This window comes from Devosia sp. Soil_C_22, from assembly GCF_057657195.1.
Genome location: NZ_JBDGIY010000003.1, coordinates 122,882 through 147,541 on the forward strand (window position 1 = coordinate 122,882; position 24,660 = coordinate 147,541).

Sequence of the window (24,660 nt, forward strand, 5' to 3'; positions counted from 1 at the left end):
CATCACGAGAACGCATCAGGCGTGAGCGGCAGGCCGAAGCCGGGACGCTGCGGCAGGCTCAGGACACCATCCTCGAACCGATAGGCGCCGGCATCGACATTGGCGATCGTGCCCGGCACACCCTCGATGATGTTGGCGCGGCCCAGGCCGGCCCCGATCTGGGCGGCATAGAGCGTCTTGAGCGGCCAGCCCCAAGCATGCGGCGAGATCGCAGCCTTGGTCTCGAGCACCGACGGCATGATGCGCCGCCAGGCGGTGAGGCCGTAATCGAGCACGTCCATCAGCAGCACGTCGATCAGGCCTTCGCTGGCGAGCTTGATGACCGCCGGCACGTTGGGCCGGTACTCGCCGTCGGCGATCAGCGTCTTGGGCGAGAACCGGTTCACCAGCTGGCGCAGCTCGAGCATGTCTTCGCGGCGTTCGGCGAACACCTCCTCGACCCAGTAGAGCCCGACATCGGCGGTCGCCTCGAGATATTCGGCGATGGCGTTGTAGGAATAGCCGTCATTCGGATCGACGAGGATGCGTGCGTCCGGATAGAGCTCGCGGGTAAGCCTGGTCGCCTGGATGTCGCGCTTCAGCCCCTCGGCATACGGCATCCAGCGATAGCCGCGGCCCAGCTTGAGCTTGAAATCGCGGAAGCCGAGCGAGTGGTCCTGCGCCAGGTTGCGCTTGACGGTGTCGATGCCAGAGGGCGCCTCGGGCGGATCGAGATCGTCGAAATAGATGCCCCCCGTATAGACCGGCAGCTGCTTTGCCCCGGCATCGCCCAGCATCGCGTAGACCGGCTTGTCGAGGATGATCCCCGCAAGGTCGTGCAACGCATAGTCGATCGGCAAGGCCTCGTCCGTGACGCCCTTGGCCGGGTCGATCAGCTCGTCGAGGGCGCGACCGACAAAGCGCTGCGGGTCGCCCAGCTCGCCCAGTGCCGGCCCCCAGCCGGTGGCGCCGCGATCCGTGGTCAGCACCACCACGCGATGCTTGCCGCCGGTGCCGTGCACACCTCGGAACGAGTTGCGGCCGACCACGCGCGGATAGACGCTGCCGACGGTCGCGATTTCCACCTTGGCGATGTGATGATCTGAAAGTTCAGCCATTAATCTTGCAGCCGCGCGGGCGCAGCTTCCTCCCATGCGGGATGCCGCCCAAGCGGCTCCTCCCGGTCTCAAAACTCATATGCGTGACGTCGCGGCACGGCGCTGGAAGACTTACCGATCCTCTGCTCGAGGGTTCGACCGTCTTCGTCCTTCAAACTGATATGGCAAAGTATGGTAGCATGAAGATACTGCGGTCAATGCGATTTTGGATGTATTTCATATCGCGGTTACGCCAGAATTCATGGAAAATAGCGTCACGCGCCCGGGATCGCATGATCTCGGCAGAGTGCGTCATAATCATACGATGAAAGCGGGTCTATCTCGCCAGCCACCCTCCGTCGACGGGAATGATGGCGCCGTGGACATAGGCCGAGGCCGGTGCGAGCAGGAACACGGTAGCGTCGCCGATATCGCCCGGCTGCCCCCAGCGCCCGGCCGGGATGCGGCCGAGGATGGCGGCCGAGCGATCGGCGTCGGCGCGCAGGGCCTCGGTGTTGTTCGAGACCACGTAGCCCGGCGCGATCGCGTTGACGTTGATTCCCTTGCCGGCCCACTCGTTGCACAGGATCTTCGTGATCCCCGCGACGCCGTGCTTGGCGGCCGCGTAGGAGGCGACACGGATACCGCCCTGGAAGGACAGCAGTGACGCAATGTTGACGATCTTGCCGCTTCCCGGACCGGCAAAGACGAGCCGGCCGAAGGCCTGGCACAGGAAGAACATCGACTTGAGGTTGACGTCCATGACGTCGTCCCAGTCCGCCTCGCTGAGCTCGGTCGCGTCGGCGCGGCGGATAATCCCGGCATTGTTTACGAGGCCATGGATCGGCCCGTGCTCGCGCCACGCCGCCTCGAGCATGGCGACGGCCTCGTCGCGCTGGCTCAGGTCGCACGCGATCGCGTCGATCCGGCCGCCGATGCCGGCGACCATTGCCCGCGTCTCGTCCATCGACGAGCGGCCGACCGCCAGCACATGGCCGCCGGCCCGCGCCACCGCGAGCGCGATGCCCTGGCCGATGCCGGTATTGGCGCCGGTGACCATGACCGTACGGCCCTCGAGGCTGAAAGCGGAGAGATCCGTCACCTCAGCTCTCCGACGGCCACCGGATCGACATCGGTATAGTCGACATTGTCGCCGGCCATGGCCCAGATGAAGGTGTAGCTCGCCGTGCCGACGCCCGAATGGATCGACCACGCCGGCGACAGGATCGCCTGCTCGTTGGCCACCACCAGGTGCCGGGTCTCCTGCGGCTCGCCCATCATGTGGAAGACGCGCGCCGCCTCGGGCAGGTCGAAATAGAGATAGGCCTCCATGCGCCGGTCATGCACATGCGCCGGCATGGTGTTCCACACCGAGCCGGGCTCGAACGTGGTGAGGCCCACGACCAGCTGGCAGGTCTTGGCCGGGCTGTCGGGATGGATGAACTGAAAGATCGAGCGCTTGTTGCAGGTCTCGGCCGCGCCCAGATCCACTCGCTTGGCATCGGCGATCTTGAGCAGGATCGACGGGTGCGCCTGATGCGCCGGCGCCGACAGCAGGTAGAACTTTGCCGGATTGCCGGCATCGTCCGAGGCAAAGCTCACCTGCTGCAAACCCATGCCCAGGTAGACCATGTCGCGCGTGCCGGCGACAAAGCGCTGCCCGTCGGCGTCGATGCTGCCCGGCCCGCCGATATTGACCGCCATCAGCTCACGTCGGTCGAGGAAGGCCTTCGTGCCGGTCGGCTTGATCGCCTCGAGCGCCAGCGGCGCCGTGGTGGGCACCGCGCCGCCGACGATCATGCGGTCATAGTGGGTATAGGTCAGCGTGATGCGGCCGGGGACGAACAGCTGTTCGATCAGGAAATTGGCCCGCAGCTCGTCGGTATTCATCAGGGCGGCGGCGTCGGGATCGATGGCCCAGCGGCTTTCGTAGTCGGTGTGGTCAGTCTCGCTCATTACTCTCTCCAGATGGCCTTAGCCTTTCACCGCGCCGCCCGTCAGGCCGGCGATGAGCTGGCGCTGCATGAGCAGGAACACGATGATGGCGGGTACGGTGGCGGTGATGGACGAGGCCATCAATTCGCCCCAGCTGATGCCGATGCCGTTCTCGTTGAACATGGCGAGCCCGACCGGCAGGGTGCGCTGGGCATCGTTGCTGGTCATGATCAGGGCGATGAAGAACTCGTTCCACGACTCGATGAAGGTATAGATGCCCACCGCCGCGATGGCCGGCCGCGCCGTCGGCAACGCGATGCGCCAGTAGACCCCCAGCCACGAGCAGCCGTCGATGCGCGCGCTCTCCTCGATCTCGCGCGGCAGGTCCATGAAATAGGCGCGGAACATGAACACCGCGAAGGGCAGGATGATCGCCACATAGGCGAGCACGAGACCGGCCGGCGAGTTCACCAGCTTGAGCGCCGTCATCAGGATGAAGAACGGGATCAGCAGCACCTGGAACGGGATGATCGTGGTGGTCAGCATGCCGCCGATGATCAGCCCGCGCCCCGGGAACGGCAGGCGCGCCAGCGCATAGCCGCCCATCGAGGCGATCAGCAGCGTCAGCACCGTGGTCGCCACCGCGATGATGAAGCTGTTGAAATAGTAAGTCGCGAAGGGCGCCGCGTTCCAGGCGGCGATGAAGTTGTCGAGGTTGAGCGTCGCCGGCAGCCAGCTCGGCGGCGAGGTGAAGATCTCCGCCTTGCTCTTCATCGCCGTGCTCACCATCCAGAAGAAGGGCGACAGCCAGACGGCGCAGAGCACGATGGTCAGGATGGCGATCAGCCCTTCGACCAGCGGCGAGCGCCGGTCATAGGCAGGAACGGCGTTCATTTCTTGCCTCCCTTGAGGATCACGGCCTGCCCGAGGCTGAGCACGCCGACCAGCACGAAGAACACCACGCCGACGGCGCCGGCAAAGCCGAAGTCGAAATACTCGAACCCCTGGCGGTAGAGGTAGATGAGCATCGTCTCCGTGGTGTAGAGCGGCCCGCCGCCGGTCATGATGAATATCTGGTCGAAGGTCTTGAACGAGCCGATCAGCTTGATGGTCATCACCACGAGCAGCGTCGGCCGGATGTAGGGCAGCGTGATGTGGATGACCCGGTGCCACGGGTTGGCTCCGTCGATCACCGCCGCCTCGTGCTGCTCCTGCGGCACGTTCTGCAGTGCCGCCAGCAGCAGCATCGAGGACAGGCCCGTGCCCAGCCACAGGTTGACGATGACGATCGACCAGCGCGCGAAATGCGGCGAGTTGAGCCAGGGGAAACCCGGCGACAACCCGGTGAGCTTGATGATCTGGTTGACCAGCCCGAACTCGGTGTCGAACATCCAGATCCACCCGAGCGCCGCGACCGCGCTCGAGATGATCACCGGCATGAATACGGCAAGTCGCAGCACGCGGGCGAGGAAGGTCTTGCGGTTCATCAGCAGCGCCATGCCGATCGACATCGCGGTGCCGAGCAGCACGTTCCAGACCGTATAGAAGAAGGTGTTGGTCACCCCCTGCCAGAAGATGCGGTCGGCGAAGATGCGCTCGTAGTTGGAGAAGCCGACAAAGCTGCTGTCGGTCGGCGACCAGCGCACGAAGCTCAGCCATACTGCATAGAGCAGCGGATAGAGCATCAGCACGACCATGACGACCAGGGCCGGCGTGGCCAGCGCCAGGCCGGCGAAACGGTCCATCAGGTCACCGGGGCTGCGGCGATGCCGCGCCGAGGGGCGTCCGCCCAGGGCGATTTCTTGTGACACGTCGGATTATCTCCAGGCGCTGTTCAATCGACGTCGGAGGGAGGCCAGGGAGCGGAGCCGAAGCCCCGCCCCCCGTCGCAGCGTCAGGGAGTCTGGCTGCGGGCCGCGAGCGCATTGGCGCGGGCGGCGGCATCGTTCAGCGCCTGGTCGGCGGTGACCATGCCGAAGGCGGTCTGCTCGAACGCGTCGCGCAGGTATTGCTGCACTTCGGTGTAGTGGTTGGTCAGCGGCGGCTCATGCGCCTCGAGGAAAGCCTCGAGATAGACCTTGGCCAGCGGGTTCTCGGCGTAGAACGGATCGTCCAGCAGTTCCTTGCGCACCGGCAGGCGGGCCATGGTCTGGAACCAGTTGCGCTGCCCTTCGACCGAGGCCATCCACTCCAGCACCTTGATCGCGGCCGGCAGCTTGGCCTCGTCGATATTGGCCATGATCGCAAGGTTGTCGCCGCCGGCAAAGCTCACAGATGTGTCGCCGGCATTCGGCACCGGGTGGCGCATGATGCCGAGCTCGAAATCGGGGGCGTCACGCTGCACGCGCTGCAGGATGCCGGGACCATCGATCTGCATGGCGATGCGCCCCTGCAGGAACTCGAGCTGGTTGTCGGTCGATGCGGCGGCGCCGATCGCCCATTCCGGGATCACCTTGTGCTTGAGGTGCATGTCCATCAGGTAGTTGAGAGCAGTGACGCCCGCTTCGCTGTTGAACGTGAACTTGAGGTTCGGGCGGTCGTTGAACTCGCCCCCGGCCATCCAGAAATACGGCATCCAGTGGAAGGTGGTGAGCCACGGCTGGCTCGGCACGAACAGCATGCCGTTCACGTCGATCTTGCCGTCGCCGTCGCGGTCGAAGGTCAGCGTCTTGGCCGCTTCGGTGAACTCGGCCCAGGTCTGGGGCGGATTTTCCGGATCGAGCCCGCGCTCGCGGAACAGCGCCTTGTTGTAGATGACCACCGAGGCGTCACCGCCATACGGAATGGCGTACTGCTTGCCCTCGAAGAAGCTGGTCTGCAGCGGCCCCTGCGGGAACAGGTCGGTCGACAGGTTCGGGTTGCCGGCGACGATCTCGTCGAGCGGCTTCAGCGCGTTCAACCGCGCGAAGGCCTCGGTCGCCACCACATCGAGCACCGTCATGTCGGGTGCGTTGTTGGCGGCCACGGCGGCGATCAGCTTGTTGATGTGGTTCTTGCCGCCCGGGATATACTCGACCACCAGGTCGATATCCGGGTTGGCGGCCTCGAACGCGTCGAACATCGGCTTGTTCGCCTCTTCGGCGAGCCGGGTCCAGATCGTGAGCTGTGTCTGCTGCGCGAATGCCGGCGTAGCCAGCATCAGCGCGAGCGCGGACAACATCAGTTTACGCATGGTCTTTGGTTCCTCCCAGTTGCAAAGCTAGCGCTGCGCGACGACGTACTGCTTGAGCAGGTCCTCGTTGACGGTGACCCCCAGGCCCGGCCCGGTGGGCACCGGCACGCAGCCGGTCTTGTCGGGTGCGAGACGGTCACCCAGGATGTCGTCCCGCAGCGGATTGACCGAGATGTCGTATTCCAGCGGGGCGGCGGTGAAGTGCGACTGGGTCTCGGGCCAGTCGGGACGATTGGCGAGAAAGTGCAGCGTGGCGACGCGCGCCAGCTGCCCGTCGAAGACGTGCGGGACGAGCCGCACCCCGTTGGAACTGGCGACATGCCAGTAGCGGGTCAGCCGGTCGATGCCGCCATGGCCGACGAGGTCAGGGTTGATGATGTCCATGGCGCGGGTGCGCACCACCTCGTCGATCATCACCAGCGGCATGCTCTCGGCACCCGCGACGGCCACGTCGATCGTGTCGCGCAATTCCTTGTGCGACCACACATGGGTGTTGACGAGCGGCTCTTCGAACCACGCGATGCGCTCGGGGTTGCGGATGCCACGGATCATGCGACGCGCCGTCGGCAGGTCCATCGAGCGATTGGCGTCGATGGCCAGCGGCACGCCGGCCGGCAGCGCGTCCACCACCTGGTTGACCCAGTTGATGTCGGTCTCGACGTCGTGCCAGCCGACCTTCATCTTCAGTGACGTGAAGCCCAGGTCCATGGCCCGCTGCGCCTCGGCGAGCGCATCGGCGACCACGTCTTCCGCTTCCGTGACGTTCTGCAGCGACGCATAGGCCGGCTGCGCGGCGCGATAGGTGCCGCCCCACAGGTCGGAAAGGCTCATGCCTGCGATCTTGCCGCGGATGTCCCACAGCGCGATGTCGATGCCGCCCGACAGCGACAGGTCGAACCTGCCGACGCGGTCGACGGTCTTCATCGCGTCGCGCAGCGAGCTGCCCTCGACGATGGCGACTGCATCCTCCCAGTTATTGGGTTGCGCCCGGTAGCCGAAGCAGTCGCCCCACCCCACCACCCCGTCGCTGGTCTCGAGGCGCACCACGGTGAGGACCCGCTGCACCTTGATGCCCTGCGCGTCGCCATAGCGCCGCTCGAGCGGAAAACGGAGCAGCCAGAAATTTGCCTTGGCTATCTTCACAGGACCTCCCCTACAGCCTTAATGCAGTTTAGTGTATGGTAGTCGACAACGCCCCGGGCCCGTCAACTCGATATTTCGGCGGACGAAATTCATTCCGCCGCTTGCATGTCGGGAAGTGTATGGTAGTGTAGGCCACTTTGGACGAGCCGTTAGCGCTATCGGCTGGTCGGCGCTATACTCAGCTCCCAACCATTCGGAGTCGCCTTGGGCCAGCAGACCGCAACTTTGCCTTTCAAGTTCGCTGAAGGCATTTCACCGGTGGCGGTGCAGCTCCGGATGGAGCTCCTGAGGGCCATCGTTTCCCTGGAACTCAAGCCCAGCTCGCGCATCTCGGAGAACGAGATCGCGCAGCGTTATGGCGTGTCGCGCCAGCCGGTGCGCGAGGCGGTGATCGCGCTGGCCCAGACCGGGCTGGTGAAGACCATGCCGCAGCGCGGCACGGTGGTCGTGCCCATCTCGATGCGCCAGATGCTCGACGCCCGCTTCGTACGTGAGGCCATCGAGGTCGCCGTTGTCCGTCAGGCGGCCATGGCCTTCGCCCCTGCTGCCCGGCTGCAGCTCAACAGCATCATCGACCAGCAGGAGATCGCCGTCCGCAGCTTCGATCGCGAGGCTTTCGTGCGCTACGACGAGGCCTTCCACCGCACCCTGTGCAACGGCATAGGCTCCGACACCGCGTGGGAGACGATCAAGAACGTCAAGGTCCACATGGACCGCGTCTGCACCCTGACGCTGAAGACCGCCGAGTCGATGACCCCGCTCATCGCCGAGCACAAGGACATCCTCGCCGCCATCGACGAGCACGATCAGGACGCGGCCGAGCGCGCCATGTCGCGCCATCTGCACGGCATCCTCAACTCGCTCCCCAAGATCGAAGCCGCCCATCCCGAGCTGTTCGACCGTTAGAGCAGTTCACGATCGGACTGAGCGGCGCCCACCCACAGATCCAGGCCGCCGGCAGGCCAGGCTCAGTTGGTCGAATCGCGCAGCACCAGCTCGCCGGCAACCATCTCGACGCCCGAATGCGGCTTGCCGGCGATGGCATCGAGCAACCGCTCCGCCGCGATGCGGCCGATCTGGCTCAGCGAGATGTCGATCGTCGTCAGCGCCGGCCGCGCCCCCGTCGCGATGATCTCCCAGTTGTCCGTGCCGATCACCGCGATGCCACTGGGCACCGATCGCCCCAGTTCGCGCAGCCCATCCACGACCCCGCGCCCGATCAGGTCGCTACCGCAATAGATCGCGTCGACCTCCGGGTGCGCGCGCATCACCATCTGCGCCGCCTGGCGGCCCCACGCCTCCGTCCAGTTGCCGAAATAGGCCGGGCCCGCTTGTTCCAAGCCAGCCGCGACGAGCACCGACTTGAGCCCCTCGCCGCGCAGTCGCGCCGCATCGAAATAGTCGGGGCCCGTGACATAGGCCACCGAGCGCCGGCCCATGCGCACAAAATGCTCCCCTGCCAGCGCGCCGATCCGGCGGTCGTCGATCACGATCGAGCAATCGCGCGGATCCGAGGATGGCGTCAGCGCATAGACGACGGGGAAATTGCGCTCGACCGCCAGCGGCTCGCGCTGGTTCGAGCTGCGTCCCGTGACGATGAAACCGTCGACCCGCCGCCCCATCAGCACGTCGATATAGTGCCGCTCGCGGATCGGGTCGTCGCGGCTGTCGCACAGGAAAACCGAGATGCGCCCTGCTCCGAGCGCATCCTCCGCACCCAGCATGACCGGCACGCTGAAGCGCTCGAAGCTGTCCGTCGTGATCACGCCCACCGTGAAGCTGCGCCGCTCGAATACGCTGCGCGCCAGTTCGTTCGGGCGGAAGTCGATTTCCTTCACCGCAGCCAGGATGCGCTCCCGCGTCGCCTTGCTGACCTGGCCGCGTCCGGTGAGGGCCTTCGAGACCGTTCCCGGCGACACGCCCGCCAGTGCCGCAACGTCCCGTATCGTCGCTCTGTTACGCGGACCACCGTCCAATCGCCATCTCCTTGTTTCCGGAAACAAGCTCCTAGTGACACAATCCCGCCTGTATAGGCAAGCGATGCAGCGGATGTATCGATCACAACGAAGACGGAAACATGTTGCTTCGTTTTCCACCTCATGTCACGTTCCGGCCGGTGAACTGACCAAGCAAGAGTGAGCGTCGTGACCATGTCCATGCCAACCGAGCCCGCCGTCGAAGCCACGCTGAGAAGCGCCGGGTCCGGGCCGGTCGACCCGATTGCCGCCACCACACTCAGGCCGCTGCCCCTCGACGCCATCCGGATCACCGACGGTTTTTTGCACAAGCTGCAGCGCGACAATGGCGCGACCTCGATCCGCCAGGGCCACGCCCATCTCGAGCACGAGAAGGCGTGGGTCAATTTCGAGAATGCCGCGGCGCGTCGTGTCGGCGAGCCGTATTACGGGCCGGTTTTCGAAGACGGCGAGGTGTTCAAGTGGCTGGAAGCGGTGGCCTGGGAGGAAGGGCGCGCCCCGGCCGCCGATCTCGCGGAATGGCTGGGCCGCTACAGCGCGCTATCGGCCCGCGCGCAGGCCGAGGACGGTTACATCTCTACATTCATCCAGGCGGCGGGCAAGCGCGGGCGCTACGAGCTGATCTCGCACGACCACGAGATCTTCGACATGGCGACGCTGATCCAGGCCGCGGTGGCCCGTTATCGCGCCACCCTCCGAACCGACCTGCTCGACGTGGCGCGCCGTGCCGCCGATCACATCGACGCCACCTTCGGCTGGGGCAAGCGCGAGGAGGTCTGCGGGCACCCGCTGATCGAGATGGCCCTTGTCGAGCTTTACCGCGTCACTGAGGAGAAGCGTTATCTCGCGCTCGCCTCGTATTTCGTTGAGAAGCGCGGCCACGGCACGCTGGTCGATCCGTCGTGGCACAATTTCGCCCTCACCTACTTTTCGGACCGCATCCCCGTGCGCGAGACCGAGTATCCCGAAGGTCATGCCGTGCGCGCCGTCTACTTCGCCTCGGGCGCCACCGACGTCGCCATCGAGACCGGCGACGCCGGGTTGCTGTCGGCCCTGCGCAAGCAATGGGACAACATGGTCGCGGCCAAGATGTACATCAACGGCAGCCTCGGCTCGCGCTGGGAGGGCGAGTCCTTCGGCGACCCCTACGAGCTGCCCACTGATCGCGGCTACGGCGAAACCTGCGCCGCGATCGCCTCGATGCAATGGAGCTGGCGCCTACTGCTGGCGACCGGCGAGGCCAAATACGCCGACCTGATAGAGCGCCAGCTCTATAACGCCGTGCTCTCGGGCGTATCGCTCGACGGCAGTCGCTATTTCTACGTCAACGCCCTGCAGGTGCGGGCCGGCGCCATTGCATCCGACAGCAAGATGCCCGCCAGCGGCCGCAAGGAATGGTTCGGCTGCTCCTGCTGCCCCACCAACCTGATGCGCACCGTCTCGACCATCCACCAATACGTCGCCACCAGCGCCGGAGGCGGCGTGCAGATCCACCAGTTCACCACCGCCGATATCCGCTCGGGCGCGACGCTGGTGAAGACGACGGCCAACTATCCATGGACCGGCGAAGTCACCGTCGAGATCGCCGAAACCGCCGCCGAACCATGGGAGCTCGCCATTCGCATTCCCGCCTGGGCCGAGGGCGCGACCCTCGCCGTCAATGGCGAGGCGCTGGCCGTCACCGCCGGCGAGTATGCCCGCGTCAGCCGACGCTGGCAGACGGGAGACAGTCTCACCCTGAGGCTGCCGATGGCGGCGCGGCAGGTCCACGGGCACCACCGCGTCGATGCCGTGCGCGGCGCCGTCGCCATCGAGCGCGGACCGCTGGTCTATGCCATCGAACAGGTCGACCAGACGCCCGGCGTGACCGTCGATGACGTCGAGCTGCTGCAAGGCCGGCAGGTGCTCGAGGAGCGGGCGCTGTTCGGCGGCATCCCGGCCCTGCGACTGCCCGCGCGCGTCGGACCGGCCGGCCCACCCGCCACGCTCACGGCCATCCCCTATTTCATGTGGGCCAATCGCGAGGTCGGACCCATGCGCGTCTGGCTGCCGCTGGCGGAAACGTCCGACAGATAGCGCGTTTCACGTTCGATACGGCCCACACAAACTCCGGCGTCATCCCCGCGAAGGCGGGAATCCAGTGGCCGCACACTCGGTGCCCGACTGGGTTCCCGCCTGCGCGCGAATGACATGGTGGGTGGGGCACCGCCTCAGGCTGATCGTGAAGTGCTCTAGCGCACGCGGTTCTGCGCCATGGCTCGCGACACGCGGGTGGCGCGTTCGGCCTCGGCCGCGGCGGCCATCTGCACCTGCTTGGACGACAGCAGCAGCTGGCGCGTCCTGGCCTCGGCCTCGTCCCCCCTGCGGGCGACGATGGCGTCGGCGATGGCGCCGTGCTGCTCGATATCGTCCTGCGACAGCGCCCGCCGCTTGCGCGCAATGCCGAACGACACCCGCAGCATGGCGGTCATCATCGTGGCGAAGGAGGCGATATAGTCGTTGCCGCAACTGAACAGGATGGCGAGGTGGAAATCGACATCTGCTGCCGTCGCGCTGTCCTGGTCCCCGCCCCGGCTCTCGTTCAGCCGCGCGAACGCTGCCGCGATCCGCTGATGGTCCTCTTCGGTCCCGCGCTCGGCCGCGAAATAGCTGGCGCGCGGCTCGAAGCATTCCCGCATCTCGTAGATCTCGCGCACCAGGTCGACCGTAACGCCCAGTTGCAGCCGCCATTCGACGACTTCGGCATCCAGCAGGTTCCAGTTCGTCCTGGGTTGTACGCGGGTACCCCTGCTGGGACCCACATCCACCAGGCCCTTGGCCTCGATGCTCTGGATGGCGCTGCGCAGCGTCGTCCGGCTGACGCCGGTCAGCTGCATCAGCTCGGGCTCGGTCGGCATGGTCTGTCCCGGCTTGTAGGTGCCGTCGAGGATTTGCACCGCGAGGGCCTCCGCCACCTGCATGCGGAGATTCTTGGGACCGTTGGCTGCCATCGAGCAACCCTCTTGCGTTCTGGAACTGCGGGCACTGATACACTGCGCCCCCAACCGGAACCAGCGTATGCAGCGACAGCCGCTGGATCGCTGCCACTCCGCCCGTCCTCGCTTCCCGTCCTTGATACTATGAAGATCGTCATATGACAGAGCCAGAGCCGATACGCGAGGCCTTCGCAACCGCCGGAAGCGAGATTGACCGAATGATCAAGCTGCACTATTCGATATCATAATATGTTGTGGAGAGGACTAGTCACCATGCTGCGGATGCGGATCGTGATCGATTACGAGTTCGAAATCGGGTCAGTCACCCTCGAACGCGCCTGATTGTCCATTCATGACTTCGCTGACACGCGCTATCATCGCCGGCGGGCCGCATGACCTGAGGATCGGCGAGGTGCCGGTCCCCGATGCGGGCCCCGGCCAGGTGCTGGTGCGCATCCACACCGGCGGCATCTGCGGCTCGGACCTGCATTACTACCAGCATGGCGGCTTCGGCACGGTGCGGATGAGGGAGCCATTGGTCCTCGGCCACGAGATCGCCGGCACCATCGTCGCCCTCGGCGGCGGCGTCACCGGCCTCGCGGTCGGGGATCGTGTCGCGGTGAACCCGAGCCTCCCGTGCGGCAAGTGCGAGCCGTGCCGCTCCGGCCATCGCAACCACTGCACCGACATGCTGTTCCTCGGCAGCGCCATGCGCAGTCCGCATGTGCAGGGCGGCTTTCGCGACCTGCTCGTCTGCGCCGCCGAGCAGGCCGTGCCGCTGCCGCCCAATCTCTCGTTCGCAGAAGCCGCGCTCGCCGAGCCCACCGCCGTCTGCCTCCACGCCCTCGCCCGCGCCGGCGACCTCGTCGGCAAGCGCGTGCTGGTCACCGGCGCCGGCCCGATCGGCATGCTGATGGTCGCCGTCTGCCGCATGGCCGGCGCCGCCTTCATCACTGTCACCGACCGCATCGCCATGCCGCTCGAGATGGCGTCGCGAACCGGTGCCGATGCCGTGCTCAATGTCGGCGACACTCCCACCGCCGTGGCGGACTGGGTCGCGGCCAACCGGAGCTTCGATGTGCACTTCGAGGCCTCCGGCAGCCCCGCGGCAACGCTCGATGGCCTCGCCGCGCTCGGCCCCCTCGGCATCTGCGTGCTGATCGGCCAGGGCGCCGAGGTGCCGCTGCAGGTCTCCAACCTGATCCGCGCCGAGATCGACATGCGCGGCAGCTTCCGCTTCGACCGCGAATACGCGATGGCCGTCGACTATCTGGCTTCCGGTCGGTTGAGCGTGGCGCACATCGTCACCGCCACTCTCCCCGCCGCATCCGGCCTCACCGCCTTCGACCTGGCGCTGGACAAGAGCCGCTCGGTGAAGGTCCAGCTCGACTTCACCGAGTAGCGCCAGCCTCAGCCACGCAGCAGGGGCAGCCACTCCTGGCCTTGGCGCTAGCCCCGCACGCCCGCCGGCACGTTGGCAAACGCCTTCACCACCTCGAGATAGGCGTCGCGCTTGAACGGTACGATCAGGTCGGGGAGCTTTTCCAGCGCTTCCCAGCGCCACTTGTCGAACTCGGCGGGGTGGGCACCGCCTCCGGGGGCATCGACTTCGATTTCGGCCTCGTCGCCCGTGAACCGGAAGGCGAACCAGCGCTGGCGCTGGCCGCGATACTTGCCCTTGAGCGCAATGCCGAGCGCGGCGTCGGGGAGATCGTAGTATATCCACTCCGGCGCCTCGGTGATCAGATCGACCGAGCGGATCGAGGTTTCCTCGAACAGCTCGCGAATGGCCGCCTCGAGCGGGGCCTCACCCTTGTCGATGCCGCCCTGCGGCATCTGCCAGGGGGAATCGTTGACGCTGGTATGCTCGGGATTGCCCTCGGGCTTGCGCCGGCCCACGAACACTTGGCCCTGGGCGTTGAACACGGCGATGCCGACGCAATCGCGGTAGGGCAGCTCTTCGCGGGTGACCATCATTCTTCTCCCATCAGCGCCGTCGCGGGCACGAGGTCGAAACCTCTCTCCGAGAGCGCGGCGGCCCATTCGCTAACCGCTTCGATGGAGACGGGCAAGGCGGAGATGATGCCGATGGCGCTGCCCTCCGCCTTGGCCCGCTGCTCGAGGGCGGCGAGCTCCTGCTGGATGCCCGAACGCGACGGGTTGAGGTCGAGCGGTGCGGTGACGCGGGCGAAGGGCACGCGGTTGGCGCGGGCGAGTTGCGGCGCGAGGGAGCGGTTGGATGAGCCATCGTCGAGATAGCCCAGGCCCCGTGCGCCCAGTTCCTCCATCATCGGCCCGAAATCGGCGCCCGACGCAGTGAAGCGCGCGCCCATGTTGTTGACGATACCGGCATAGCCGCCGAACTTGCTCATCACCTTGAACAGCCGGCTCATGTTCTCGCGCGGCGGCTGGCCGGTGAGCAGGGTGTCGGGGCCGGGGTCGTTGTCGGGATAGTCGAAGGGTTCGAGCGGCACCTCGAGGAAAATCTCGTGTCCCTCGGCGCGCGCCGCGCTGACCGTCTTGTCGAGCGTCCTGCCATAGGGCGCGAAGGCCATCGAGATGTCCTGCGGCAGGCTCTCGATCGCCTGCTGTGTGCTCTCGGTGTTTAGACCGAGGCCGGAGACGACGATGGCGATGCGCGGTTGTCCCGAGGTGATGGCGGGTCGCGAGTACATGTCGAACGGGGTAAGGCCGGTGCCGGATATGCGCGGAATAGGTCCGAACTCGGTTTCCTCGACCAGCTCGGGATCGATGGCGGCGGGATCGAGCACGGCGATGCTGCTGGCCGCGGTCCCCGGCTGCGGCACATCCTCGAGGGGGATCATGTCGGGATCGGCGGTTATGGTGGCGGTACCGTTGCTGACGCTGCCGGCGACGGCATTGCCGGTGCCCGCGGCGATCTGCGTGGTGGCCGACGGACGGCCTCCGGTCGGATCGTCGACAAGCAGCAGGCGCGCGCCGATGGCCAGCGCAAGGATTCCGACGAGGCCGAGCGCGATGCGGGTGACCGGCAGGTGTGGCAGGCGGCGACCACCCCTGTCCCTGGCCTTGCGGGCGCCATGGCGGCTGAGGGGAGCGCTGAGATCGGTCATCGGTCAGTTCCGGACGCGGCGGCAGGCCAGGCGAATCGTGGCCCGGGAGGATCGAGCGGAGAGTGCGCGGGGAATGGGTAAGGAAGCGTTAACCGTGTTTTGGCGGGCGGTCGGGAAGTTGGTGTGCTTGGTGCTCCACCCCCTCCTAGCGACGCTAGCTCGCTTACGCTCACAAGCTTTGCTTGCCTCCCCCATCAAGGGGGAGGTGGAGGCCGGTGGTTACGGCGCGGCGGGTGCCACAAACTCGATACGACACCTCCCCCTTGATGGGGGAGGCTGGGAGGGGGTGGGGCGGGAAACGCCGGGCCATCCCTGCCCAGAAACGGAAATCCCCGCTCGCGCGGGGATGACCTAGTGTTCGCAGTAGCGCTTGCCTCAGCCCGCGGCCTTGGGCGGGAAAGCGGCGTTGGTTTCGGTGCCTTCGAGCAGCTTGATGGCATACTGCAGCTGGTTGTCCTTATCGGCCTCGGCCGGGACATAGACCGACGAGCCGACGGTGGCCTTTTCCTCGGTGCCGCCGCCGATCTCGCCGGGCAAGGCGGCCTCGCCGATGATCTCGTCGCGGCCCTTGAACTCCTCGGGAACGTCCTGGGTGATGACGATATCGGGCTGGATGCCGGAAGCCTGGATCGAGCGATTGTTCGGCGTGTAGTAGCGGGCCGTGGTCAGCCGCATGGCGCCGTCGGCACCGAGCGGAATGATCGACTGCACTGAGCCCTTGCCGAAGGACCGCGTGCCCACGACGGTGGCCCGCTTATGGTCCTGCAGGGCGCCGGCGACGATCTCGGCCGCAGAAGCGGAGCCGCCGTTCACCAGCACGATCATCGGGATATTGGCGATCTTCTCGTCGAGCGGGTCCGGCTTGGCATCGTAGCGCGAACTCTCCTGATCGAGACGGCCGCGAGTGAGAACCACCGCGCCCTGCTTGAGGAAGGCATCGGAGACGAACACGGCCTGGTCGACGAGGCCGCCCGGGTTGTTGCGCAGGTCGAGGATGATGCCGCGCGGCGCCTTGCCGAGCTGCTTGTAGGCATCGTCGATCGCCTTCTGCACGCCCGGGAAGGCCTGCTCGGAGAAGCGGGCGAGGCGGATGACCGCGACGTCGTCCTGCATGGTGAGACGGGCGGCGCGGGTCGCGATGATGTCGCGGGTGAGCTCGAAGTCGAGCGGCTCGGTGACGCCTTCGCGCACGACCGTGACCTTGATCTTGGTGCCGACCTGGCCGCGCATCTTCTCGACCGCCTGGTCGAGGCTCAGCCCCTGGACCTGCACGCCGTCGAGCTCGACGATGAAATCGCCGGCGAGGATACCGGCCTTGGCGGCCGGCGTCTCGTCGATGGGCGAGACGACCTTGATGATCCCGTCTTCCATCTGCACTTCGATGCCGAGGCCGCCGAATTCGCCGGTGGTGTCCTCCTGCACGTCGGCATAGTCGACGGGCTCCATGTAGCCCGAATGCGGATCGAGCGAGGTCAGCATGCCCTGCAGCGCCGCGTGGATCAGCTTGCGCTCGTCCGGCGCCTCGACATATTCGGCGCGGATGCGGTCGAACACCTGGCCGAACAGCTCGAGGTCCGAATAGACCTCCTCTGCCGAGCGGGGCCCTGCATCCGAGGGGGTAGCGGCAGCGGTGGCGCCGTCTGCCGGGGGCGTCTGGTCCTGCGCGATCAGCGGGGCGCAGGCGAGACCGAGCGAGAACACTGCGGCCAGCGAAGCGACAATGCGGAGGGGCGTCAGGCGCATGAAGTTTTATCCACTCTGGGTTGGAACAGGAGCCGCGGACCACCAGCCGGTCGGGTCTACGGGCTCGTTGCTCTTTCGCATTTCAATATAGAGGGTCGGGCGGGAGACACCAGCGCTGGTCGCGACGGTACGTCCAATTGTCTGTGATCCCATGGTGCCGACGGGTTCTCCCATCATCACGAACTGGCCGATCTGCACATCGACCTTGGCCAGGCCGGCGAGAAGGATGGTGTAGTCCTGGCCCGCATTCAGAATGACGATTTGGCCATAATTGAGGTAGTCGCCCTGGAACAGCACCCAGCCATCGGCGGGGGCGACCACCTGGGCATCGGCGCGCGTCACCACCGATAGCCCGCGCGAGATGCCGCCAAAGCCATCGCCGGCGCCGTAGTCGATCACCGTCACGCCGGCTGACGGCATGGCGAGAAAGCCCTTGGCCTGCACGAACGGTACGGCCGGCTCGGTGCGGTTGGTGTTGGCCAGCGCAAGCCGCACGGTTTCCTGGTCGAGCACCGGGGCATTGGTGCCCGAGTTCGCCGCCGCGGTGGCCTGCGAGGCAGTGGCTACGGCGGCCGCGCGCTTCTGCAGCTCGTCTATCAATTGCTTGATCGAGGTGGCCTGGTCAGCCAGTGCCTGCGCGGCAGCCTCCTCGGCGGCCAGCGCTTCGTTGGCCCGGTTCTCATTCTCCTTGCGCGCAGCGATCAGCGAGGTGATGCGCAGCTGCTCTTCCTCGAGGATGTTGAGATTGGCCTCGAGTTGCTCCTGCTGGGCCAGCGCATCGGCCTTGATGCGGCCGAGCTCGCTGAGGTCGGCCTGTACCGCGGCGGCCTTGTTCTGCAGCTCGGGCAGAATGGTGGACATGAGGATAGCCGAACGGGCCGAGCCGAGCGCGTCGGACGGATCGACGATCAGCGCCGGCGGCGGGTTGCGCGAGATCCGCTCGAGCGCAGCCAGCACGTTGGAGATGGACGCGTCGGCGCCATCGAGGCGGCCGCGCACTTCGAGCTCCTCGACGATCAGGTTGCCCATCTTTTCCTCGAGCCCGGCGATATCGGTCTCGGCGCGCTTGACGCGCTCGGCCGCAGCGATGAGGGCGGCATTCTGCTTGTTGCGATCGCCCTGCATGTCGGCGATCTCCTGCTTGAGCGCATCGGCACGCTCCTTGGACACGGAGATCGAGGCTTCGATATCGGCGAGCGCCTTCTGCTGCGCAGCCATTTCAGGATCGGCAGGAGGTGTGGCCGTGGCCATGGCCGGCGTTGAGCCGTCGAGCGACGGGCGCAAGGCGGGATCGGCGACAGGCGTTTCTGCCGGAGCCTCCGCAGCAGGTGCGGCAGGCGGGGTCGCGTCCTGCGCGATGGCAGAGACACCGAGGCTCAGGGCCAGCACGGCGCCCGCAGCCAAACCTCCTCTCGACCAGCGGAATGCCGGCATCAACCCTCGCGACTTCAAGCGAATCAAGCTCACGCGAACATAGCGCAGAAGCCGCCTATCCGGACGGTTTGTCTTTTGCGTGGCTGAGGGGCGAGCACCGGGTCGTCGCCTCCCTCCCCCTTGCGGGGAGGGACTGAGGGTGGGGGTAGTGCGGTGATCACCGATGGCCCCCCACCCCCCGCCCCTCCCCGCAAGGGGGAGGGGAGTAGGCCGGTGCCCTACTCCCGATGATACGGATGCCCCGACAATATCGTGGTCGCCCGATAGAGTTGCTCGGCCAGCATGATGCGCACCAGCTGGTGCGGCCAGGTGAGCGGCGAGAAGCTGAGGGTGAGGTCGGCGGCTTTCACGAAGGCCGGATCGAGCCCGTCGGCGCCGCCGATGACAAAGCTCACCGCCTGGCGACTATCGTCGCGCCAGCGGCCGAGCTGCTGGGCGAAGGTGGCCGACGGCATGGTCTTGCCGTGCTCGTCGAGCGCGATGACGATGCCTTCGGGAACAGCACCGCGCAGCATGCCGGCCTCGTCGGCCTTGCGGCCGTCGACGGTGGCGGAGCGGGATTCGGCATATTCGGACACATCGAAACCGGTGAGCGCGAGCGGCTTGCCCGCGGCTTTCGCCCGGTCGAGATAGCGCGACACCAACTCGCGCTCGGGGCCCTGCTTCATCCGGCCAATGGCGGCGATCAGAATACGCAAGGCGTCAGCCGCTCAAACTGCGTTCAGCGGCCGTCGGCGGCGAAATCGACCGCCCACATCTTCTCGATGTTGTAGAACTCGCGCACTTCGGGGCGGAAGATATGGACGATGACGTCGCCGGCATCGACCAGCACCCAGTCGGCGTGCGGCAGTCCCTCGATCCGCGGCTTGCCGAAGCCAGCCTCGCGCAGGGCCTTCACCAGCTGGTCGGCAACCGCGCTGACATGACGGTTGGAACGGCCGGAGGTGACGACCATGTGGTCGGTCAGCGACGATTTGCCGGTGATATCGATGGCAACGGTCTGCTCGGCCTTGGCATCGTCAAGGCTCTGCAGCACCAGATCGATCATGTGGGGTTCGGCGGCAGCCACGGTTGCGGCTTCGGCAACGGCGGCGGTTTCGGTCTTCTTCTTGGGTGACGCCATCAAATGGCCTCAGCCCATGCAAGACGAGCACGGGTCATGCGTGTTTCAGCTGTCCTTGATTGTAGGGTCGAAGGGCTCGCAAATGCGCAGCTATCCGTTTGGTCCCAATCCGAGTGGCAATAGTCCACTACACCCTCAATATGACGCTTCGCCTGTCGAATCGCAAGGCGAGCGGTCGTATCAATTTGCTTCCGCCGTCCTCCGGGCCCGCAATGCTGTCGAAGACTGGGGCGAAGTGATGCCGTGAAGATACACCCAGGCGGGCGGTTCGCGCGTCGCGAGGGTCTCGGCTTCAGCCTCGGGCAGGCGGTGTTTTTTGAGCGCGGTGGCCGCCTTGCTGACGGTGGCGCGGAAGGTGGAGCCGGGCCGGGCGTAGACCGCGATCGGCATCAGCCTCGCGATATCCTGCCAGCGCTCCCAGCGATCGAACTGGCTCAGGTTGTCGGCGCCCATGATCCAGACGAAGCGCGTGTCGGGACAGGCCGCGACCAGCCATTCGAGCGTATCGACGGTGTAGTGGAAATCATGCACCGCCTCGACGCCGGTGGCATGGATGCGCGGGTTGGCGATCAGCTCGCGGGCGGCGCGGACGCGGGTTTCGAGCGGCGGCAGCTCGCCATTATTCTTGAGCGGATTGCCGGGCGTGACCAGCAGCCAGACGGCATCGAGCGCCAGCCGCTTCAGACACTGCTCGGCGACGAGCCGATGCCCCTCATGGATCGGGTTGAAGCTGCCGCCGAACAGGCCGACACGCAGGCCCGCGCCATGGGGCGGCAGGTCGGTGATGTCACGGGGGTAGGTCATGGGGCGGTGACGGCCGATAGAGACGGCCCCCTCCCGGCCTCCCCCACAAGGGGGGAGGTGCCTGCCGGTGGGGTGCGCACCAGCGTGCCACAATCACGGATCCACACCTCCCCCCTTGTGGGGGAGGTCGGGAGGGGGGTGGCCAAGCGCACAGGACTCAAGGCCGTGTCTGCCCCGTACCTTCGACGAGATACTTGAACGAGCACAGCTGCTCGACCCCGACCGGGCCACGAGCGTGGAATTTGCCCGTCGCAATGCCGATCTCGCCGCCAAAGCCGAACTCGCCGCCATCGGCGAACTGGGTCGAGGCATTGTGCAGGAGGATGGCGCTGTCGATCTCGTTGAAGAAGCGCGCCACGCTGGCCGCATCCTCGGTGATGATCGCCTCGGTGTGGTGCGAGGAGTACTTGCCGATATGGGCGATGGCCTCACCGACATCGGCGACGACCTTCACGGAGATGATCGCGTCCTCGTACTCGGTGCGCCAGTCTTCCTCCGTCGCCGCCCTGGCCCCCGGGATCAGCGCCATGACCGTGGCGTCGCCGCGGATTTCGCAGCCCTTGGCCACCAGCGCCTCGATCACCGGCTTCAGATGCGTGTCGACGACATCTTGATGCACCAGCAGCGTCTCGGTTGCGCCGCACACGCCGGTGCGTCGCATCTTGGCATTGAGCGTGACGCTCACGGCCATGTCGAGCTCAGCAGACTTGTCGATGAACGTGTGGCACAGCCCCTCGAGATGGGCAAAGACCGGCACCCGCGCTTCAGACTGGACACGGGCGACCAGCGTCTTGCCGCCGCGCGGCACGATAACGTCGATGCTGCCGCCGAGGCCGGCCAGCATCATGCCGACGGCGTCGCGGTCAGTGGTGGGCACGATCTGGACCGCATCCTCGGGCAGGCCGGCGGCGACGAGGCCCTCGACGAGGCAGGCATGGATGGCGCGCGAGGAGTTCACGCTGTCCGAGCCCCCGCGCAGGATCACGGCATTGCCGGCCTTCAGCGTCAGCGCGCCGGCATCGGCGGTGACGTTGGGGCGGCTCTCGAAGATGACGCCGATGACGCCGAGCGGGGTCGAAACGCGCGAAATGGTCATGCCGTTGGGGCGGGTCCATTCCGCCAGCACGCGGCCGACCGGATCGGGCAGTTCGGCGATGGTGCGCAGGCCCTCGATCATGCCGTCGATGCGCTTGTCGTTGAGCAGCAGGCGATCGAGGAAGGCTTTGCTGATGCCCTTTCCCTCGGCGCCCTTCATATCCTCGGCATTGGCGGCGAGCAGCGCGGCGCGGCGCGCGTCAAGCGCATCGGCGGCCTTGTGTAGCGCCAGCGTCTTTTTGGCCGGATCGGCGAAGGCGAGGATGTTGGCGGCGGCGCGGGCGCGGCGGCCGAGCTCGAGCATGGTCGCCTCGAGCGACTGCCCCTGCTCGCCGAACACGGCTTGAATGATTGCCATCAGACCTTGGCCTCCAGCCCCATCAGGACCACCATGTTATCACGGTGGACCATTTCGGAACGCGTGCCGATGCCGAGCAGATCGGTGACGGCGCGCGAATTCTTGCCCTTGACGATTTCGGCCTGCTCCCGGCCCAGCCCGGCGAGGCCGCGGGCGATCTCGCGCCCGTCGGGATCGTAAACGGCGATGGCGTCGCCGCGATCGAAATCGCCGGTGACGCGGGTGACGCCGATCGGCAGCAGGCTCCGACCATCGAGCAAAGCGCGGGCCGCGCCGGCATCGACATGCACCGCGCCGCTCAGTTCGAGCGTGCCCATGATCCAGCGCTTCCTCGCTTGGGCGCGGGTTTCAACGGGGGCGAACAGGGTGTGGCGGCCGCCTTCGGTCAGCGCCCGCAGCGGGTGTGCCTCGGTGCCCTTGGCGATGATCATGGCGGTGCCGGCCTGGGTCGCGATCTTGCCGGCCTCGACCTTGGTGGTCATGCCGCCGCGGCTCAGATGGCTCGCGGCACCACCGGCCATCGCCTCGATCTCGGCGGTGATGGCGGCAACGATCGGTAGGTGCCGCGCGTCCGGGTCCTTCGCGGGCGGGGCGGTGTAGAGCCCGTCGACATCGGAGAGGAGGATCAGGCAGTCGGCCTCGATCATGGTGGCGACGCGGGCCGAGAGCCGATCATTGTCGCCATAGCGGATCTCGGCGGTCGCAACGGAATCGTTCTCGTTGATGATCGGCACGGCCCCCAGCCCGAGCAGGGTCGAGATCGTGGTGCGGGCGTTGAGGAAGTAGCGCCGCTCCTCGGTAATGTTCGGCGTCAGCAGGATCTGGCCGGTGACGATCGAATGCCGGCCGAGCGCCTCGGCCCAGGCCTGCGAGAGCGCGATCTGGCCGGCGCTGGCGGCGGCCTGGCTCTGGTCGAGCGGCAGCACCTTGGCATCGAGCCCGAGTAGCCGCCGCCCAAGCGCAATGGCGCCGGACGAGACGATCACCAGCGAGACGCCCTTGCCGCGCAGTTCGGCGAGATCGTCGGCCAGCGCCGCGAGCCATTCGGTGCGCAGCTTCCCGGTCCTGCCGTCGACAAGCAAAGCCGAGCCGATCTTGATGGTCAGGCGCCGATAGGGCGCCAGCGCGTTGCTCATCAGGGCACCCAGTGCGGCTCGGTCTTGCGGCGCTCGGCTTCTTCGGCCTCGGCCACGTCGGCATCCATCTGCGCCAGCACCTTGAACAGCACCTCGCGCACACCCTGCCCGGTCACGCCCGATGTGGTCAGCACCTCGGTCTTGCTCAGCTTCTTCAGCTGCTTGACCTTTTCCTTCACCTCAGCAGGGTCGATGGCGTCGATCTTGTTGAGGACCACGAGCTCGGGCTTTTCGGCCAGCTCCTCGTTATAGGCGGCGAGTTCGCTGCGGATGGTCTTGTAGGCGGTCTTCACATCCTCCTGCGTGCCATCGATCAGGTGGACGAGGATGGCGCAGCGCTCGACATGGCCGAGAAAGCGATCGCCCAGCCCCTGCCCTTCGGAGGCGCCTTCGATCAGGCCCGGAATATCGGCGAGGACGAAGTCGCGGTCGTCCACCGTCACCACGCCCAGGTTGGGGTGGAGCGTCGTGAACGGATAATCGGCGATCTTCGGCTTGGCGGCCGAGACGGCGGCGAGGAAGGTGGATTTGCCCGCATTGGGCAGGCCGACGAGGCCGGCATCGGCGATGAGCTTCAGGCGCAGCCAGATCCACTTCTCGGTGCCGAGCTGGCCGGGGTTGGCGCGGCGCGGCGCCTGGTTGGCGGATGTCTTGAAATGGGCGTTGCCGAAGCCGCCATTGCCGCCGGACAGCAGCACGACTTCCTGGCCGATCTCGGTGAAATCGGCGATCAGCGTCTCGTTGTCTTCCTCAAACACCTGGGTGCCGACCGGCACTTTCATGATGATGTCGTCACCCTTGGCGCCATGGCGATCCTTGCCCATGCCGTGGTGGCCGGTGCTCGCCTTGTAATGCTGCTGGTAGCGGTAATCGATCAGCGTGTTGAGGCCATTGACGCAGCGCATGATGACATCGCCGCCGCGCCCGCCATTGCCGCCATTGGGGCCGCCGAACTCGAGGAATTTTTCGCGCAGGAAGCTGACCGAGCCGGCGCCGCCATTGCCGGAGCGGATAAAGACCTTGGCCTGATCGAGAAACTTCATTTGCTGCTTTCCTGGGCGCCCTGCCGATGCGCCATCCAGGCCGTTCGTGTCAGTTGCGTGTCGATATGGCGCACCTCCTCCCCGCGCGCAAGGCAAAGGCGCATGGAGGAGCCGATCTCGGTAAAGCCCAGCTTCTTCTGGATGGCCAGCGAAGGCTTGTTGAAGTGGAACACGCCGGAGGCGACGACCATGGCGGCCGTGGTCTCAAAATACCAGTCGATGCTGGCGCGTGCCGCTTCGCTCATGAAACCGCGGTTCCAGAACGGCTGGGCTAGCCAGTAGCCGATGACGATGCCCTCGATATCACGGTGGAAGCCGACGACGCCGATGGCGCCCTCGCCCGGCAGGTCGATGATGAAGTTGGTCTCCCCGGGCGGCGAGTCCGAGCGATGCGTGCGCAGCCAGCCCTTGGCGTCGGCGAGCCGATAGGGATAGGGCACCCGGCTGAGGTTGCCGGCGACGGCAAAGTTGTCGAGGAAACGGGCGACACGGGTAGCATCGTCCATGGCCGAAGGCCGCAGGATGAGACGCGGAGTGCGGAGGGTAACGTCCATC

The 24,660-nt window shown here is 66.3% G+C and carries 23 protein-coding genes; 3 read left to right on the top strand and 20 right to left on the bottom strand.

From position 1 onward, the window contains the following. Positions 1–2: 2 nt before the first annotated feature. From AC3A6I_RS20680 to AC3A6I_RS20710, 7 genes are all read right to left on the bottom strand, one after another. Positions 3–1,097 (bottom strand): enolase C-terminal domain-like protein, encoded by a 1,095-nt coding sequence (locus AC3A6I_RS20680; protein WP_487545772.1) that lies wholly within the window; start codon positions 1,095–1,097, stop codon positions 3–5. A gap of 316 nt (positions 1,098–1,413) precedes the next feature. Further along, on the bottom strand, positions 1,414–2,136 hold the full coding sequence (kduD, locus tag AC3A6I_RS20685; RefSeq protein WP_487545819.1) for a 2-dehydro-3-deoxy-D-gluconate 5-dehydrogenase KduD: 723 nt from the start codon (positions 2,134–2,136) through the stop codon (positions 1,414–1,416). A gap of 38 nt (positions 2,137–2,174) precedes the next feature. Next, entirely contained in the window at positions 2,175–3,032 is an 858-nt protein-coding gene (gene kduI, locus AC3A6I_RS20690) for a 5-dehydro-4-deoxy-D-glucuronate isomerase (RefSeq protein WP_487545773.1), read from the bottom strand. An 18-nt stretch (positions 3,033–3,050) separates the two neighbouring features. Continuing rightward, positions 3,051–3,905 (bottom strand): carbohydrate ABC transporter permease, encoded by an 855-nt coding sequence (locus tag AC3A6I_RS20695; RefSeq protein ID WP_487545774.1) that lies wholly within the window; start codon positions 3,903–3,905, stop codon positions 3,051–3,053. Next, positions 3,902–4,822, bottom strand: a complete 921-nt coding sequence (locus AC3A6I_RS20700) for a carbohydrate ABC transporter permease (RefSeq protein WP_487545775.1) — start codon at positions 4,820–4,822, stop codon at positions 3,902–3,904. The genes AC3A6I_RS20695 and AC3A6I_RS20700 overlap by 4 nt, the downstream gene beginning before the upstream one ends. 83 nt (positions 4,823–4,905) lie before the next feature. Further along, positions 4,906–6,183, bottom strand: a complete 1,278-nt coding sequence (locus AC3A6I_RS20705; RefSeq protein ID WP_487545776.1) for an ABC transporter substrate-binding protein — start codon at positions 6,181–6,183, stop codon at positions 4,906–4,908. Between the two features lie 27 nt (positions 6,184–6,210). Beyond that, positions 6,211–7,326, bottom strand: coding sequence for a mandelate racemase/muconate lactonizing enzyme family protein (locus AC3A6I_RS20710; protein ID WP_487545777.1), 1,116 nt, complete (start codon positions 7,324–7,326; stop codon positions 6,211–6,213). 225 nt (positions 7,327–7,551) lie between these two features. Between AC3A6I_RS20710 and AC3A6I_RS20715 the strand changes: the two genes are divergently transcribed. Beyond that, the gene (locus tag AC3A6I_RS20715) at positions 7,552–8,232 is read left to right on the top strand and encodes a GntR family transcriptional regulator (protein WP_487545778.1); all 681 of its coding nucleotides are present in this window, start codon (positions 7,552–7,554) and stop codon (positions 8,230–8,232) included. 62 nt (positions 8,233–8,294) lie between these two features. On the opposite strand, the gene AC3A6I_RS20720 is transcribed toward AC3A6I_RS20715, so the two are convergent. After that, positions 8,295–9,302, bottom strand: coding sequence for a LacI family DNA-binding transcriptional regulator (locus AC3A6I_RS20720; RefSeq protein WP_487545779.1), 1,008 nt, complete (start codon positions 9,300–9,302; stop codon positions 8,295–8,297). A 174-nt stretch (positions 9,303–9,476) separates the two neighbouring features. Here AC3A6I_RS20720 and AC3A6I_RS20725 point away from each other — a divergent pair, with 174 nt between their 5' ends. Then, positions 9,477–11,378: a glycoside hydrolase family 127 protein gene (locus AC3A6I_RS20725; protein WP_487545820.1), complete on the top strand. Its 1,902-nt coding sequence runs from the start codon at positions 9,477–9,479 to the stop codon at positions 11,376–11,378. Between the two features lie 155 nt (positions 11,379–11,533). On the opposite strand, the gene AC3A6I_RS20730 is transcribed toward AC3A6I_RS20725, so the two are convergent. Continuing rightward, positions 11,534–12,292, bottom strand: coding sequence for a FadR/GntR family transcriptional regulator (locus AC3A6I_RS20730; protein WP_487545780.1), 759 nt, complete (start codon positions 12,290–12,292; stop codon positions 11,534–11,536). A gap of 337 nt (positions 12,293–12,629) precedes the next feature. Here AC3A6I_RS20730 and AC3A6I_RS20735 point away from each other — a divergent pair, with 337 nt between their 5' ends. Beyond that, positions 12,630–13,679 (top strand): L-idonate 5-dehydrogenase, encoded by a 1,050-nt coding sequence (locus AC3A6I_RS20735; RefSeq protein ID WP_487545781.1) that lies wholly within the window; start codon positions 12,630–12,632, stop codon positions 13,677–13,679. Positions 13,680–13,726: 47 nt separating this feature from the next. On the opposite strand, the gene AC3A6I_RS20740 is transcribed toward AC3A6I_RS20735, so the two are convergent. The 11 genes from AC3A6I_RS20740 to AC3A6I_RS20790 all read right to left on the bottom strand — a co-directional run bounded on the left by AC3A6I_RS20740 (position 13,727) and on the right by AC3A6I_RS20790 (position 24,659). After that, on the bottom strand, positions 13,727–14,251 hold the full coding sequence (locus AC3A6I_RS20740; protein WP_487545782.1) for an RNA pyrophosphohydrolase: 525 nt from the start codon (positions 14,249–14,251) through the stop codon (positions 13,727–13,729). Continuing rightward, positions 14,251–15,369, bottom strand: a complete 1,119-nt coding sequence (locus AC3A6I_RS20745; RefSeq protein ID WP_487545783.1) for a divergent polysaccharide deacetylase family protein — start codon at positions 15,367–15,369, stop codon at positions 14,251–14,253. The genes AC3A6I_RS20740 and AC3A6I_RS20745 overlap by 1 nt, the downstream gene beginning before the upstream one ends. Positions 15,370–15,744: 375 nt before the next feature. After that, on the bottom strand, positions 15,745–17,112 hold the full coding sequence (locus tag AC3A6I_RS20750; RefSeq protein ID WP_487545784.1) for a S41 family peptidase: 1,368 nt from the start codon (positions 17,110–17,112) through the stop codon (positions 15,745–15,747). A 6-nt stretch (positions 17,113–17,118) separates the two neighbouring features. After that, entirely contained in the window at positions 17,119–18,516 is a 1,398-nt protein-coding gene (locus AC3A6I_RS20755) for a murein hydrolase activator EnvC family protein (protein WP_487545785.1), read from the bottom strand. Positions 18,517–18,764: 248 nt separating this feature from the next. Next, on the bottom strand, positions 18,765–19,244 hold the full coding sequence (gene rlmH, locus AC3A6I_RS20760; RefSeq protein ID WP_487545786.1) for a 23S rRNA (pseudouridine(1915)-N(3))-methyltransferase RlmH: 480 nt from the start codon (positions 19,242–19,244) through the stop codon (positions 18,765–18,767). 23 nt (positions 19,245–19,267) lie between these two features. Then, positions 19,268–19,669: a ribosome silencing factor gene (gene rsfS / locus AC3A6I_RS20765; RefSeq protein WP_487545787.1), complete on the bottom strand. Its 402-nt coding sequence runs from the start codon at positions 19,667–19,669 to the stop codon at positions 19,268–19,270. 180 nt (positions 19,670–19,849) lie between these two features. Continuing rightward, complete coding sequence (locus AC3A6I_RS20770; RefSeq protein ID WP_487545788.1) at positions 19,850–20,473, bottom strand: nicotinate-nucleotide adenylyltransferase; 624 nt, start codon at positions 20,471–20,473, stop codon at positions 19,850–19,852. Between the two features lie 157 nt (positions 20,474–20,630). Next, positions 20,631–21,926, bottom strand: a complete 1,296-nt coding sequence (locus AC3A6I_RS20775; protein ID WP_487545789.1) for a glutamate-5-semialdehyde dehydrogenase — start codon at positions 21,924–21,926, stop codon at positions 20,631–20,633. Continuing rightward, a complete protein-coding gene (gene proB / locus AC3A6I_RS20780; RefSeq protein WP_487545790.1) occupies positions 21,926–23,062 on the bottom strand; it encodes a glutamate 5-kinase in 1,137 nt (378 codons plus the stop codon). The genes AC3A6I_RS20775 and proB overlap by 1 nt, the downstream gene beginning before the upstream one ends. After that, the gene (gene obgE / locus AC3A6I_RS20785; RefSeq protein ID WP_487545791.1) at positions 23,062–24,105 is read right to left on the bottom strand and encodes a GTPase ObgE; all 1,044 of its coding nucleotides are present in this window, start codon (positions 24,103–24,105) and stop codon (positions 23,062–23,064) included. The genes proB and obgE overlap by 1 nt, the downstream gene beginning before the upstream one ends. Then, a complete protein-coding gene (locus AC3A6I_RS20790) occupies positions 24,102–24,659 on the bottom strand; it encodes a GNAT family N-acetyltransferase (RefSeq protein WP_487545792.1) in 558 nt (185 codons plus the stop codon). Before AC3A6I_RS20790 ends, obgE begins: the two co-directional genes overlap by 4 nt. Position 24,660: the final 1 nt, after the last annotated feature.